This window comes from Sphaerisporangium dianthi (assembly GCF_042654065.1).
Taxonomy (GTDB): Bacteria; Actinomycetota; Actinomycetes; order Streptosporangiales; family Streptosporangiaceae; genus Sphaerisporangium; species Sphaerisporangium dianthi.
Genome location: NZ_JBHSFP010000003.1, coordinates 259052 through 273016, shown reverse-complemented (window position 1 = coordinate 273016; position 13965 = coordinate 259052). Strand labels below are relative to the sequence as shown.

General features: G+C 71.3%; 12 protein-coding genes. 8 read left to right on the top strand and 4 right to left on the bottom strand.

Features of this window, described 5'->3' with window-relative positions:
- Positions 1–15: 15 nt before the first annotated feature.
- Genes ACFO60_RS07265 through arfA form a run of 4 tightly spaced genes read right to left on the bottom strand, consistent with a single transcriptional unit; the run spans position 16 to position 4641 of the window.
- Entirely contained in the window at positions 16–855 is an 840-nt protein-coding gene (locus ACFO60_RS07265) for a carbohydrate ABC transporter permease (RefSeq protein ID WP_380838450.1), read from the bottom strand.
- A complete protein-coding gene (locus tag ACFO60_RS07260; RefSeq protein ID WP_380838448.1) occupies positions 852–1787 on the bottom strand; it encodes a carbohydrate ABC transporter permease in 936 nt (311 codons plus the stop codon). The genes ACFO60_RS07265 and ACFO60_RS07260 overlap by 4 nt, the downstream gene beginning before the upstream one ends.
- On the bottom strand, positions 1784–3124 hold the full coding sequence (locus tag ACFO60_RS07255; RefSeq protein WP_380838446.1) for an ABC transporter substrate-binding protein: 1341 nt from the start codon (positions 3122–3124) through the stop codon (positions 1784–1786). Before ACFO60_RS07255 ends, ACFO60_RS07260 begins: the two co-directional genes overlap by 4 nt.
- The gene (gene arfA / locus ACFO60_RS07250) at positions 3121–4641 is read right to left on the bottom strand and encodes an arabinosylfuranosidase ArfA (protein ID WP_380838445.1); all 1521 of its coding nucleotides are present in this window, start codon (positions 4639–4641) and stop codon (positions 3121–3123) included. The genes ACFO60_RS07255 and arfA overlap by 4 nt, the downstream gene beginning before the upstream one ends.
- Positions 4642–4732: 91 nt before the next feature.
- On the opposite strand from arfA, the gene ACFO60_RS07245 reads away from it, so the two are divergent.
- The 8 genes from ACFO60_RS07245 to ACFO60_RS07210 all read left to right on the top strand — a co-directional run bounded on the left by ACFO60_RS07245 (position 4733) and on the right by ACFO60_RS07210 (position 13890).
- Positions 4733–5830, top strand: a complete 1098-nt coding sequence (locus ACFO60_RS07245; RefSeq protein WP_380838443.1) for a LacI family DNA-binding transcriptional regulator — start codon at positions 4733–4735, stop codon at positions 5828–5830.
- 265 nt (positions 5831–6095) lie between these two features.
- Positions 6096–6851 carry a neutral zinc metallopeptidase gene (locus ACFO60_RS07240; protein WP_380838442.1) on the top strand — a complete coding sequence of 252 codons (756 nt, stop codon included), beginning with the start codon at positions 6096–6098 and terminating at the stop codon, positions 6849–6851.
- A 178-nt stretch (positions 6852–7029) separates the two neighbouring features.
- Complete coding sequence (locus ACFO60_RS07235) at positions 7030–8232, top strand: cysteine desulfurase-like protein (RefSeq protein ID WP_380838440.1); 1203 nt, start codon at positions 7030–7032, stop codon at positions 8230–8232.
- Positions 8233–8351: 119 nt separating this feature from the next.
- Positions 8352–8915 carry an MFS transporter gene (locus tag ACFO60_RS07230; protein WP_380838439.1) on the top strand — a complete coding sequence of 188 codons (564 nt, stop codon included), beginning with the start codon at positions 8352–8354 and terminating at the stop codon, positions 8913–8915.
- A 162-nt stretch (positions 8916–9077) separates the two neighbouring features.
- Positions 9078–9689, top strand: coding sequence for a copper chaperone PCu(A)C (locus ACFO60_RS07225; protein WP_380838437.1), 612 nt, complete (start codon positions 9078–9080; stop codon positions 9687–9689).
- Positions 9689–10900, top strand: coding sequence for a Dyp-type peroxidase (locus ACFO60_RS07220; RefSeq protein ID WP_380838436.1), 1212 nt, complete (start codon positions 9689–9691; stop codon positions 10898–10900). The genes ACFO60_RS07225 and ACFO60_RS07220 overlap by 1 nt, the downstream gene beginning before the upstream one ends.
- A 57-nt stretch (positions 10901–10957) precedes the next feature.
- Positions 10958–11563 carry a copper resistance CopC family protein gene (locus ACFO60_RS07215; protein ID WP_380838434.1) on the top strand — a complete coding sequence of 202 codons (606 nt, stop codon included), beginning with the start codon at positions 10958–10960 and terminating at the stop codon, positions 11561–11563.
- A gap of 341 nt (positions 11564–11904) precedes the next feature.
- A complete protein-coding gene (locus ACFO60_RS07210) occupies positions 11905–13890 on the top strand; it encodes a glycoside hydrolase family 44 protein (RefSeq protein ID WP_380838433.1) in 1986 nt (661 codons plus the stop codon).
- The last annotated feature ends 75 nt before the right edge of the window (positions 13891–13965 follow it).

Below are 13965 nucleotides of genomic sequence, written 5' to 3'. Positions count from 1 at the left end.
TACACGCGGCCCGGGTCAGCCCTTCAGGCCGGAGCGGGAGATGCCTTCGATGACCCAGCGCTGGGCCACCAGGTACAGCAGGATCACCGGGAGGCTGGCGATCACCGCGCCCGCCATGAGCAGGTCGTAGCGGATGGTGTTGGCGCTCTGGAAGTTGCCGAGCCCGGCGGGAAGCGTCAGGGAGTCGGGGCTGAGCAGCACGTAAATGGGCCACAGGAAGTCGTTCCAGTTGGTCAGGAACGACAGCAGGAACAGCGTGACCAGCGCGGGCTTGGCCAGCGGGAGCGCGATCGAGGTGAAGATCTGCCAGCGGTCGCACCCGTCCAGCTCGGCCGCCTCCTCCAGTTCGGTGGGCAGGCCGAGGAAGAACTGCCGCAGGAAGAACACCCCGAAGCCGCCCGCCGCCGCGGGCACGATCACCGCGGGCAGGCTGTCCACCCAGGACAGCTCGTTGACGATGAGGAAGTTCGGGATGAGCAGCACCACCGGCGGCACGAACAGCGTGGCGACGATCACCGTGAAGAAGGCCGAGCGGCCGCGGAAGCGCAGCCGCGCGAGCGCGTAGGCCGCCGGGGCCGCGGTGACCAGCACCAGGGTGGCGTGGCCGATCGCCGCGATGAGGCTGTTGGCGAACCAGGTGAGGATCGGGCTGTCGGGGCTGTTGAGGATCTCCCGGTACGCGCCGAGCGTGGCGGGGCTCGGGATCCACTGCGGCTCGGTCGCCCCGGCACCCTCGCGGGTCTTGAACGAGGTGAGCAGCATGTACACCAGCGGGCTGATGTAGAGCGCGGCGACGACGGCCAGCACCAGATGGAGCAGGGCGCGCCGCGCCCGGGGTGGGGCAAGGGTGGTCATCGCTTCCTCCTGTCGCGGAAGGCGCCGAAGACCAGGGCGCTCGCGCACATCAGGAACCCCGCGAGGATGAAGCTCATCGCCGACGCGGTGCCCATGTCGAACCGCCGCAGGCCGGTCTCGGCGATCAGGTAGATCGCGGTCTTGGTCTGGTCCGCGGGCGCCCCCGCGGTGATCAGGTAGGACTGGCCGAACATGTTGGCCGAGGCCAGGATCGTGGCGTTGACCACGAACACCATGACCGGGCGCAGGCCCGGCAGCGTGACCGAGCGGAAGCGGGCGAGCGGGCCGGCGCCGTCCACCATGGCCGCCTCGTACAGCTCGCGCGGGATGTCCTGCAGCCCGGCGAGGAAGATGACGGCGTTCAGGCCGAGCGTCCACCAGACGGTGACGCCGATGAGCGCGATCCAGGCGGGAGGCACGTCGGTGGTCCACTGCACGTCCAGGCCCAGGTAGTGGTTCACCAGGCCGATGTTGCCGTCCAGCAGGTACCGCCAGACGAACCCGACCACGGCCACGCCCAGCACGTAGGGGGCGAAGTAGACGGCGCGGTAGAGGTTGCGCCCGCGGAACCGGCCGTTCATCATCAGCGCCACCAGCAGCGGCACCAGGATGAGCAGCGGCACGGAGAAGACGGTGAAGATGCCGGTCGCCCGCATCGCCATCCAGAACCGCGAGCCGTCGACGCTCGACGGGTCGAACAGCTCCGCGTAGTTCTCAAGGCCCACGAACGGCTTGGCCGGCAGGCTGATGTCCCATTCGTGGAGGCTGGTGTAGAAGCCGAAGCCGATCGGCAGCACCATGAACACCGCGAACAGCACCAGGTACGGGGCGAGGAAGGCGTACGGGGTCCACCACCGCATCCGGCGCGCGGAGCCCGCGGGGACGGCGGCGGCCGTCCCCGCGAGGCCCTCCTGGCGGGTGAGCAGGCTCACCGGCCGTACTTCCTCTTGTTCTCGGCCAGCAGCTTGTCGGCCGTCGCCACGCCCTCCTTCAGCGCGTCCGCGGGGCTCGATTCCTTGAGCACCGCCTTGGCCACGGCCAGTTCCAGGGCCTTGGACTGGACGTCTCCGACGCCGGGAAGGGCGGGCAGGAAGTGGAAGACGCCCGGGTCGGCGGCCAGCTTGATCTGCGGCAGGTCGGCGATCGAGGGGTCCTGGCGGACCGAGTTGCGGGCGGGGATCATGCCGGCCCTGGCCCACTCGGTGGACCGGCTGCTGATGTGGTCGATGAAGAACTTCGCCGCCTGCACCTTGTTCGCGTCCTTGGCCGCCTGCGCGGTCATCACGAAGTTGTGCGAGGAGCTCCACACCGCGGGGGTGGACCCGATGGCCGGCACCGGGGACAGTCCCCACGAGAGGCTCGGCGCGTTGGTCTTCAGGTCGTTGATCTGCCAGATGCCGTCCCAGGTGAAGCTCACCTTGTCGTTCTTGAAGGCGGCGTACTGGGTGTCGATCGCGACCTTCTCGGGGCTGCGGCCCTTGTCGATCTGCTCGACCATCCAGGCCAGCGCCTGCTCGCCCTCGGCCGAGCCCCACAGCGCCTTGGCGCCGTCCTGGCTGTAGAGCTCGCCGCCGTTCTGCCACAGCAGCGACATGAACATCAGGTGGGCCGGCCACTTGCTGGGCATCCAGAAGGGCTTGGCCACGCCGGCCTTGGCCAGCTCGGCGAGCGCGTTCTCATACCCGGCCTTGTCCGCGGGGGCGTCCTTGAGGCCGATCTTGTCCAGGTGCGCGGTGTTCCAGTAGTCGCCGAGACAGTGGACGTCCAGCGGGACGGCGTAACGCTTGCCCTCGTAGACGCCGGCGTTCCAGATGGCGGGGATGAAGTCGGCGTCGCTGAGCTTGAGCGCGGAGACGACGTCGTCCAGCGGGGTGAGCACCGAGCGGGCGGCGAAGGTGCCGATCCAGTCGATGTGGATGACCGCCACATCGGGGCCCTTGCCGGCCGCGATGGCGGTGGGCAGCGCCGGGTAGAGGTCCTCCCAGCGGCGGGTGACGTTGCGGACCTCGATCTTGCCGGCGTACTGCTTGTTGAACGCGTCCAGCATGGCGCGGAAGTGCGGGCCGTCGCCGCCGGTGAAGCCGTTCCAGAACTCCAGGGTGACCTTGGGGCCGGTGTACTCGCCGCCGGAGAAGGTCGGGGCGGCCGCGGCGGGCGCTCCGGCGTCGGCCCCGATCTTCGTGCCGCCGCCGCAGGCGGCCAGCGTCGCCGTCAGCCCGACGGCCCCGGACAGTCCGAGGAAGGAACGACGGGACAGTGGGCTGGTCATGACGCACTCCTGGCAGTAAGGGGAGCAAAGCGGACAATAGTCCATGAAACGGGCGGAAGTGTAAGCGTGGCGCTGCGGTCGTCGAGGACCAGGCCCGTTCCCTGACGTGGGACGACGCGGTCGGGCGCCTCCGCAGTGTTGCGGGCCGAGGGGTCCGCGTCGGCGAGTTCGAGGTGCTCGGCGACCCGCATGCCGTGCGGCAGGCCGATGTCGAGCGGGAGCGGGGCCCGCCGGTCGCGGTTGACGGCGAACAGCGCGATCTCGCCGGTCTCCGGGTCGTGGGTGGCGGTCGCCCAGATCGCGGGCACCTCGCCGTACTTGCCGGTGTCGATCACCGGGGACTCCGGCTCCACCCTGAGCACCTCGCCGCGCGCGTGCCGCGCGGTCAGCGCGAAGGGGTGGAAGATGGTCTGCCGCCACGCCGGGCCGCCGGGCTCGGTCATGATCGGCGCGATGACGTTGGCGAGCTGCGCCTGGGCCGCGATGCCCACCCGGTCGGCGTTGCGCAGCAGCGTGATCAGCAGGCTGCCGACGACGACCGCGTCGGTGAGGTCGTAGACGTCCTCGATGAGGCGGGGGTGCTCGGCCCACGAGAGCGACGACTCGCCGTGGAAGCGGCTCTGGTACCAGACGTTCCACTCGTCGAAGGAGAGCTTGATCCGCTTGCGGCTGCGCAGCTTGGCGCCCACGTGGTCGGCCGTCGCGGTGATGGACCGGATCATGTGGTCCATGTCGGCGGCACTGGCCAGGAAGGAGTCCACGTCCCCGTCGGAGGGGTCGTAGTAGGCGTGCAGCGAGATGTAGTCGACCATGTCGTAGGTCGCCTCCAGCACCTCGGCCTCCCATGCGCCGAAGGTCGGCATGCCGCTGTTGGAGCTGCCGCAGGCGACCAGGGACAGGCCGGGGTCGAAGCGCTTGAGCGCCCGTGCGGTCTCGGCGGCCAGCCGGCCGTACTCCCCCGCCGTCTTGTGCCCCATCTGCCAGGGGCCGTCCAGCTCGTTGCCCAGGCACCACAGGCGGACGTCGTGCGGCTTGTCGACGCCGTGGGACCTGCGCAGCTCCGACAGGCGGGTGCCTCCGGGGTAGTTGGCGTACTCGACGAGCTCCAGCGCCTCGGCCACGCCGCGGGTGCCGAGGTTGAGCGCCATCATCGGCTCCACGCCGGCCTTGGCGGCCCAGGCCATGAACTCGTTGAGCCCGAAGCTGTTGTCCTCCAGGCTGCGCCAGGCGAGGTCGAGGCGGGCGGGCCGGTCGCCCACCGGACCGACGCCGTCCTCCCAGCGGTAGTTGGAGACGAAGTTGCCCCCCGGATAACGCACCAGGGTGACCCCCAGCTCGCGGGTCAGCTCCAGCACGTCGGTGCGGAGGCCGTCGCCGTCGGCCAGCGGGTGCCCCGGCTCGAAGACGCCGGTGTAGACCGAACGGCCCATGTGCTCGACGAACGAGCCGAACAGCCGTCGCTCCACCGGCCCGATCCGGAAGGAGGGGTCAAGGGTTATATGAGCAGTCGGTGCCAAGGCACGACCTCTCTGTCGCGCGGTTCAGTGGTAGGAGCGTTTGTACAACGTTGTTTCAACGTTGTAAACAGGAGCTGACCGGGTCGATACCGTGCCGTTACGTACGGAGGTGCCGGTACGGTCGTACGAGGAGATCAGGTTCGCGACCAGGAGGGTGGCCCACGTGGGAGGGAGCCTGCGCGACATCGCGCGTCTGGCCGGGGTGTCGGTGAAGACCGTCTCCAACGTGGTCAACGGCTACGCGCACGTGTCGGCGGCCACGCGAGAGAAGGTCGAGCGGGCGCTGTCGGAGATGGACTACCGGCCGAACCTGTCCGCCCGCAACCTGCGCCAGGGCCGCACCGGCGTGATCGCCCTCGGCCTGCCCGAGATCGACAAGCCGTACTTCGCCGAGCTGTCGCGGTTCGTCATCGCCGCCGCGGCCGAGCACCGCTGGATCGTGGTCATCGAGCAGACCGACGGCGAGCTGCACCGCGAGCGCCAGGTGCTGGACGGGGTGCGCGACCACCGCATCGACGGGCTGATCCTGAGCCCGGTCGCGATCGGCAAGGAGGAGCTCGCCGCGCGCACCGACGACACCGCGCTGGTGCTGCTCGGCGAGCGCATCCACGACGGCCCGGCCGACCACGTGGCCATCGACAACGTGCGCGCCGCGAGGGACGTCACCGAGCACCTGCTCGGCCTCGGCCGCACCCGCGTCGCCGCCCTCGGCGCACAGGAGAACGCCGCCAGCGGCACCTCCTCGGTCCGCCTGGCCGGCTACCGCGAGGCGATGGCGGCCCACGGGCTGCCCGAGATGGTGGTGGAGGTCGAGCGGTTCGGCAGGCCCGAGGGCGCCGCCGCGATGGCGGCGCTGCTGGCCTCCCCCGCCCGGCCCGACGCGGTGTTCTGCTTCAACGACCTGCTGGCCCTCGGCGCGATGCGGGCCATCCTGGCCGCGGGCCTGCGCGTGCCGCAGGACATCGCGGTCGCGGGGGTGGACGACATCGAGGACGGCAGGTTCAGCACCCCGACCTTGACCTCCGTCGCCCCCGACAAGACCCAGCTCGCGCGCGTCGCCGTCGACCTGCTCAAACGCCGCCTCGACGGCCCGGCGCACCACCCCGTGCAGGAGGTCACCGCCGACTACCACCTCATGATCAGGGAAAGCACCGCCCTCACCCCCGCCACCTCACCCGCGACGCCCTAGCGGGGACGCCGGGGGCCGATAAGGCCGGCCCGGTCCAGACGCACGCCGAACGGCTTAGCGGGCGTGGGTGCCGCACGGAACGCGCGCCGAGTCCTCGCCGCCTTCGATCGCGCTCACTACGCGGTTCACCGTGGCACCGCCCCGCGCATCTCGACAACCAGCACGTATAACGCTTTTGGGCTGATGTATTGATGTGTGTCATTCGGTGAGCTAGCGTCCACTATTCATGCGCAAAAAACTGCTTTCATTAACTATTGTGGCGTTTGTGGCGGTTCTTCCGCTGTCCGGGACGGCGGAGGCACGGACCATCACGTCCGCGTACCCGATCAAGAACGCGCCGGCCCTGACCGACAACAAGCTGTACAAGAGCGGCGTCCTGCCCGCCTTCGCATGCCGGCAGGGCGCGCTGAGCACGGCGAACTCCAAGGCCGCGAAGAAGACGTTGCAGGCCTTGTGGGCATGCATGAACAAGGCCTGGGGCGCCTATTTCGGCAAGGCGGGGCTGACGTTCAAGCCCGCCAAGCTGATCGTCCTGACAAAGGCGCGCCGGTTCTGCGACGATAAATGGGGCAAGGACCAGGCCGGCTCGTTCTGCGACAAGACGTCGACCGGCGCGATCCTGATCGACAAGGACTACCTGCGGACCCGCGAGGTCTTCCACTTCCAGCTCGTCGCCCGCGTGTACGCCTACCACCTGCAGCGGCTCACCGGGATCAGCGAGGCGTTCGAGGCGATCCCCTATTCCTCCAAGAAGGAGCTCAACGAGCAGCTCCGCCGTTCCTCCCTCCAGTCGTTCTGCCTGGCCGGGGTCTTTCTCGGCGCCACCTGGAAGACCGCGGCGCGCAAGGCCGAGAGCTGGCGGGCGCTGCTCAGCGTGATGAGGGCCAACGGCGACGAGGGCAAGAAGCCGGGGCCGCAGGGCCGGGGGGCCGGCATCGCCCGATGGCTCGACAAGGGGTACGCCTCCCGCGACCCGCGCTCCTGCAACACCTGGACGGCCTCCTCCAAGCAGGTCGCCTGACCTTCGCGCCCCTCCCACCTCCGCCGCCGGCGACCGCACCCGGCGCCCCCGTCTCCCGCCGGCCGCTCCCCTGCGAGGCGACGACGCGCCTTCCCCGCGGCGGCGATCCGTCGCCGAAAACTTGGCAAATGCCGCATCGGTGCGTAAAGGTCATGTTGGTGACGGCATTGGAGGTCTCGTGACGTATGACGTGGCGGCGGTGCGGGAGCGGTTCCCGGCGCTCGAAGAAGGGGCGGCGCACTTCGACGGTCCGGGCGGCACGCAGACGCCCATGGAGGTGGCGGACGCGGTGGCCGGGGCGCTGCGGGCCGCCGTGGCGAACCGGGGATCGGTGACCGCCGCCGAGATCCGCGCCGACGAGATCGTCCTGTCGGCGCGGCAGGCGATGGCCGACCTGCTGGCCGGCGTCCCGGCGGGCATCGTGTTCGGGCGAAGCATGACCCAGCTCACCTACGACCTGGCACGCGCCCTGGCCAAGGACTGGGGCCCCGAGGACGAGATCGTCGTCTCCCGGCTCGACCACGACGCCAACATCCGGCCCTGGGTGCACGCCGCCGAGGCGCGCGGCGTGACCGTCCGGTGGGCGGACTTCGACCGCGACACCGGCGAGCTGGCCACCGAGCGCGTCGCCGGGCTGCTCGGCGACCGCACCCGCCTGGTCGCCGTCACCGGCGCGTCGAACCTGCTCGGCACCCGGCCCGACATCCCGGCGATCGCCGACCTCGTGCACGCCGCCGGAGCGTTGCTCTACCTCGACGGGGTTCACCTCACCCCGCACAGCCTGGTCGACATCGGGGCGCTGCGCGCCGACTTCTACGCCTGCTCGCCCTACAAGTTCCTCGGCCCGCACCTCGGCGTCCTCGCCGCCGATCCCCTGCTGCTGGAGGGCATCCACCCCGACAAGCTGCTGCCGCAGACCGACGCCGTTCCCGAGCGCTTCGAGCTCGGCACGCTCCCCTACGAGCTGCTCGCCGGGACGACGGCCGCCGTCGACTTCCTCGCAGGACTGGTGCCCGGCGAGGGGACGCGGCGCGAGCGCCTGGCGCGCTCGATGGAGGAGCTCGAGCGGCACGAGGAGGCCGTGCTGGAGCGGCTCGAGAGCGGGCTGGCCCAGATCCCCGGTGTGCGCCCGCACGGCGCGCCGGGCCGCAGGCGCACGCCCACGACGCTGTTCTCGGTCGACGGCGCCGCGCCGGCCGCCGTCCACGAGTTCCTCGCGGCGCGCGGGGTCAACGCCCCGGCGGGCAGCTTCTACGCCCTGGAGTGCAGCAGATGGCTCGGCCTCGGCGACGAGGGAGCCGTCCGCGCCGGAATGGCCCCCTACACCGACGAGTCCGACGTCGACCGCCTCCTCAAAGCCCTTGACGACCTGACGTCCTGACGTCCTGACGTCGCGCCGCGTCCACCGGAACGTCTCCGTACCGAGATGCCCGGCCGGTCGCGAGCCGGGCTCGTACCGGCTTCCGGGCCAACGGGACGAGGTGAGATGATGACCACATCATGACCGCCGCCCTGCCGTTCCGTCTCGCCCGCGCCACGGTGTTCGCCGTTGTGTGTCTCGGGCTGAGCGTGGCGGCGCACCGGCTGGGCGGCGGGCCGGTCTCGACGCCGGTGGCGGCGGGCGGCCTGCTGCTGGCCTTCGGCGCCGGGGTGGCGGCCTCGGGGGGCGAGCGCCCGCTGACAGTGATCTTCCCGCTGCTGGCGGGGGTGCAGGCGGTGCTGCACGTGTTGTTCACCCTCGGTCACACTCCTGCGGCCCACCATGTCACAGGTCACACGCACATGTCTGGACTGGCGCCGAGTGCGGGCATGCTGGTCGCGCACGCTTGGGCGGCCGGGCTGACGGCACTGTGGCTGGCCCGGGGCGAGGCCGCGCTGTGGGGGCTGCTGCGCCGGTTGGCGGTGCGGTTGCACCCTGTGCTGGTCGCCTGCCTGCAGCCCGTGCACAAGCCGATCGCCGCCGTGGCGGCGCCCGAACCTGGCCGGTTGCGCTCTGCGCTGCTGGCCTTCGCCGCGCCTCGGCGCGGCCCGCCGCACGCGCAGGTCTCCTGCTACTCCGGCTGACCGCTGCGGCGGCGCCGGAGGACGTCTCCATTTCCGGCGTCATCGGCCCGGAAACCGGCGGCCACCTCGTCTGTGGCCGCTGAGCGATCCTGCGTGTGTCCGCCTCCGGCACGACCTGAACCTTCCGCTGCCGAGGCCTGCCGTGAAAGGTCTTGTTCTTCCATGCTCTCCCCCTTTTCGCGTTCCCGTGTCCTCCCCGCTCTGCCGCTTCCGGCTCTGGCCCTGGCCACCGTGCTGGTGAGCGGGTGCGCGGCCAGGGACACCACCTCCGCCGTCCCCTCGGCACCCGCGTCGAGTGCCGCGGCCGCCGTCGCGCCGGTCGCGTCTCCCGCGCCGGCTCTGTCGATCACCGACCCGTGGGTCAAGACCACCGGCGAGGGCATGACCGCCGCCTTCGGCACCCTGGTCAACAACACCGGCACCGAGGTGCGGGTGGTCTCCGGCGCCTCCCCGCTGTCACCGAAGATCGAGCTGCACGAAGTCGTGGAGGACGACGGCAAGATGGTGATGCGTCCTAAGGAGGGCGGTTTCGTGATCCCGGCCCGCGGCACCCATCAGCTGGCGCCAGGCGGCGACCACATCATGCTGATGGGCGTCGCCGGCAAGGTCGAGCCGGGCGCTGAGATCCCCTTCACCCTGACCCTCGCCGACGGCGGCACTCTGAAGTTCACCGCGATCGGCAAGGACTTCGCCGGCGGCAAGGAGGACTACCAGCCCGGCACCGGCGAGGGCGGCATGCACATGGGCGGCGAAGACGGCGGGGACAAGGGCTGATGGCCGACCTCCGACCCGGCAGGCCCCCGCTCACCCGGCGGGGCCTGCTGGCCTCCGGCGCCGCCGTGGCCGGCGCCCTGACCGCACCCGCCTTCACCTCGGCGTCCGCCGCCGGGCAGGCCTCAGCCGCGCGGTCCGGGACCGCGGTCGAGCCGTTCCACGGACCGCACCAGGCCGGGATCGCCACCAGCCCGCAGGCGAACGCCGTCTTCGCCGGCCTGGATCTGCGCCGCGGCGTCGACCGCGAGGCCCTCGGCCGGATGATGCGCTTGGTGACCGACGACGCCCGGCGCCTCACCGAGGGACGTCCCGCGCTGGCCGACACCGAGCCGGAGCTGGCGGTGCTGCCCGCCCGGCTGACCGTCACCTTCGGCTTCGGCCCCGGCCTGTTCGAGGCGGCCGGCGCGGCCGGCCGGCGCCCGCGGCAGATCGCGCCGCTGCCCGGCTTCTCCATCGACAAGCTGGACAAGCGCTGGAGCGGCGGTGATGTGCTGGTGCAGATCTGCGCCGATGACCCGCTGACCGTCACACACGCACTACGCATGATCGTCAAGGACGTCCGCGCCTTCGCCCGGGTGCGCTGGACGCAGCGCGGGTTCCGGCGCGGCGCCGGCATCCAGGAGGGCGGGCAGACCCAGCGCAACGTCATGGGCCAGCTGGACGGCACCGTCAACCCCGTCCCCGGCTCACCCGAATTCGACCGCGCGGTGTGGGTGCGCGAGGGTCCGGAATGGCTGCACGGCGGCACCACCGTGGTACTCCGGCGCATCCGGGCCGAGATGGAGACCTGGGACGCCGCCGACCGGGTCGCCAAGGAGTTCACCATCGGCCGACGCCTGGACAACGGCGCCCCGCTGACAGGTACGCGGGAGCACGACGAACCCGACTTCACCAAGCTGAACGCGGTGGGGCTGCCGGCCATCTCGGAGTACGCCCACATCCGCCGGGCGCACACCGCCGACCCCGCTTCGCGGATCTTCCGCCGGGTCTACAACTACGACGAGGGCCTGTCCGCGGACGGGCGCGCCGACAGCGGACTGGTCTTCGCCTCCTACCAGGCCGACATCACCCGCCAGTTCGTGCCGGTGCAGAGGCGATTGGCCGAGGTCGACCTGTTGAACGAGTGGACGACGCCGATCGGCTCGGCCGTGTTCGCCATCCCGCCGGGCTGCGACCCCGGCGGCTGGATCGGAGAGAGACTGCTGAAATGAGCCCGTAGCCGATCACCCGTCATCCGGCCACCGCTCCCGACCCTAGTGAGCAACGTGATGAAATCCACCGTCATTCGAGCACTGCTCGTCCTCTGCGTGTCCGCCGCGAGCCTGTGGCTCGCGGCCCCTTCCGCGCTCGCGCACGACAGCCTCAAGAGCAGCTCGCCGGCCAAGAACGCCCTCGTCTCGAAGCTCGATCAGATCGAGCTGGAGTTCAGCGCGAGCGTGAGCTTCCCTGCTGTCATCCTGCACGACGCGGCGGGACGGCGCTTCGAGTCCGGCCGGCCCCGCACCGACGGGCCGAAGGTCTTCCAGAAGGTCGCGGGCCCGCTGCCGTCCGGGGACTATGTCGTGGCCTGGCGCATCGTCTCGTCCGACGGCCATCCCGTCGAGGGGGAGATTCCCTTCACCGTGCGAGCGTCCGGAGAGGCGGCCGGGACACGGGCGAGCGCGGCGCCGGCACGGCCGGCGGCGAGTGCCGCCGCCTCCGCGCCCCCACCGGTCTCCACGAGCGAGGACGAGACCTCGGCCGCGGGTGTCCCGCCGTGGATCTGGGCGGCACTCGGCCTGCTCGTGGTGGTGGCGGCGGCGGCCGTGCTGACCGGCCGCAGGACATCCCGTGCAGAGGATGATCCCAGCACGACGGAGAAGGACCAGGTGTAGACGGCACCCTCACCGCCACAGGGAATCGCGGGCTCGGACGGCCGCCTGACCGGCGTCGGGAGCGCGGACGACACGGGTGGCCCCTCGGTCGGCGGTGAAAGTTTCAGCAGTTCAGAGGGGTTCACCAGGGGATTCACGAGAGGTGGGGCGACGTTGTTGGACCCGGGTGCGCGGGGGCAGCAGCATCGGCCGGTGGTCGTACCACGCCCGGAACGCACCCGCCCGCGAGGGCGTGCCGCTCCGGAGCGCACTCGCCCGCGAGGGCGTGCCGCTCCGGAGCGCACTCGCCCGCGAGGGCGTGCCGCTCCGGAGCGCACTCGCCCGTCAAGGAGGACCCCGTCATGCCACCGCACCGAACGCGGCTCGCACTGGCCGTCACGACGCTGCTGGTCACGACCGGCACCGCCCTCCCCGCGCACGCCGCCGGCGAACGACCCGGCGCGCAGGCCGGGCGGTCCGCGGCGGAGGCGGGGCCCGCGCTGACCGTGGATCTCAGCGCGCCCACCCACCCCATCAGCCCGCATGTGTACGGGATGAACTTCACCGAGGAGGCGCTGGCCAAGGAGCTGCGCCTGCCGGTGCGCCGCTGGGGCGGCAACGCCACCACCCGCTACAACTTCCGGCTGGACACCACCAACCGGGCCGCGGACTGGTTCTTCGAGAACATCGCCGGCGACAACGCCGACCCGGACGCGCTGCCGGACGGCTCGGAGACCGACCGGTTCGTCGACCAGGACAAGCGCACCGGCACCGACAGCGTCATCACCCTCCCCCTCATCGGCTGGGCGCCGAAGGAGCGGGCCAAGGCGTGCGGGTTCAGCGTCGCCAAATACGGCCCGCAGCAGTCGACCGACCAGTGGGCGCCCGACTGCGGCAACGGCGTCAAGCCCGACGGCACGAACGTCACCGGCAACGACCCGCACGACACCAGCGTCGAGATCGGGGCCGAGTACGTCACCGACTGGATGGCTCACCTGCGCGGCCGGTACGGCGACGCGGCGCACGGCGGGGTGCGGTTCTACAACCTGGACAACGAGCCGGACATCTGGCACTCGACGCACCGCGACGTCCACCCCGCGGGGGCGTCCTACGACGAGATGCGCGACAAGACCTACGAGATCGCGGGCGCGGTCAAGGCCGCCGACCCCAAGGCCCAGACGCTCGGTCCGGTCGGCTGGGGCTGGTCGTCGATCACGCTGTCGGGCTCCGACCAGCAGCGATGCGCGATCGAGGGTTGCTGGAGCAACCCGCCTGACCAGGCGGCGCACGGCGGCGTGCCGTTCGGCGAGTGGTACCTGCAGCAGATGCGCGCCTACGAGCAGGCGCACGGCGTGCGCATCCTGGACTACTACGACAACCACTGGTACCCGCAGGCCGGGGTCTTCGGCGACGACCCGGGCGACGCGGCCAAGCAGGCGCTGCGACTGCGCCAGACCCGCACCCTGTGGGACCGCGCCTACACCGACGAGAGCTGGATCGGCCAGCCGGTGTACCTCATCCCGAGGATGAAGGAGATGGTCGCGAAGAATTACCCGGGCACCAAGGTCGCCGTCACCGAGTACAGCTTCGGCGCCCTGGGGTCGCTGAACGGCGCGCTCGCCCAGGCCGACGTGCTCGGCATCCTCGGCCGGGAGGGCGCCGACCTGGCCACCCTGTGGAGCCCGCCCTCCTCCGCCGACCCCGGCGCGTACGCGTTCCGCATGTACCTCAACCACGACGGCAAGGGCGGCAGGTTCGGCGACACCTCAGTCCTGTCCACCAGCGCCGACCAGTCCCGGCTCGCCGTGTACGGGGCCAAGCGCAGCGCGGACGGCGCGCTGACGCTGATGGTCGTCAACAAGACCGGCTCCGACCTCACCAGCCCGGTCACCGTCAACGGCGGCGCGCCGGGCGCCACGGCGCAGGTCTACCAGTACAGCGGCGCCGACCTCACGGCCATCACCCGTCCCGCCGACCTGCCGCTGAGCACGAGGGCGGGGTCCGCGACGGCGTCCACCACGTTCCCGGCGAACTCGATCACGGCTCTGGTCGTCGCGGACACCGTGCCGCCCTGCGCGCCGACCGGCCTGAAGGCGGGCCGTCCCACCGCGCGCGGCGTCACCCTGACCTGGTCGCCGGCCACGGACAACGTCGCGGTCAAGGAGTACGAGCTCTCACGGCAGAGCGCCGGGCAGCCCGTCAAGACGACGGTGACCGCGACGACCAGGGTCGCCGTCGCGGACCTGTCGCCGGGGCGGCGGTACACCTTCTGGGTGCGGGCCCGTGACCTGGCCGGCAATCTCGGACCGAAGTCGCAGACCGTCCAGGTGACCACGCCCCCGCGCTGATGGCTCGCGGGCCCGGCGGCCGGCGGCGGCGGGCAGTATGCTCGCTGCGTTCCGCCCGGCCGCCGGCCCGCGCCC

What these genes read in the sequence shown, in the direction of transcription:
- ACFO60_RS07265 (WP_380838450.1), bottom strand. Translation starts at nt 855, where the DNA reads ATGACCACCCTTGCCCCACCCCGGGCGCGGCGCGCCCTGCTCCATCTG.
- ACFO60_RS07255 (WP_380838446.1), bottom strand. Translation starts at nt 3,124, where the DNA reads ATGACCAGCCCACTGTCCCGTCGTTCCTTCCTCGGACTGTCCGGGGCC.
- ACFO60_RS07230 (WP_380838439.1), top strand. Translation starts at nt 8,352, where the DNA reads ATGACCGCCGCCCTGCCGTTCCGTCTCGCCCGCGCCACGGTGTTCGCC.
- ACFO60_RS07225 (WP_380838437.1), top strand. Translation starts at nt 9,078, where the DNA reads ATGCTCTCCCCCTTTTCGCGTTCCCGTGTCCTCCCCGCTCTGCCGCTT.
- ACFO60_RS07220 (WP_380838436.1), top strand. Translation starts at nt 9,689, where the DNA reads ATGGCCGACCTCCGACCCGGCAGGCCCCCGCTCACCCGGCGGGGCCTG.
- ACFO60_RS07215 (WP_380838434.1), top strand. Translation starts at nt 10,958, where the DNA reads ATGAAATCCACCGTCATTCGAGCACTGCTCGTCCTCTGCGTGTCCGCC.
- ACFO60_RS07210 (WP_380838433.1), top strand. Translation starts at nt 11,905, where the DNA reads ATGCCACCGCACCGAACGCGGCTCGCACTGGCCGTCACGACGCTGCTG.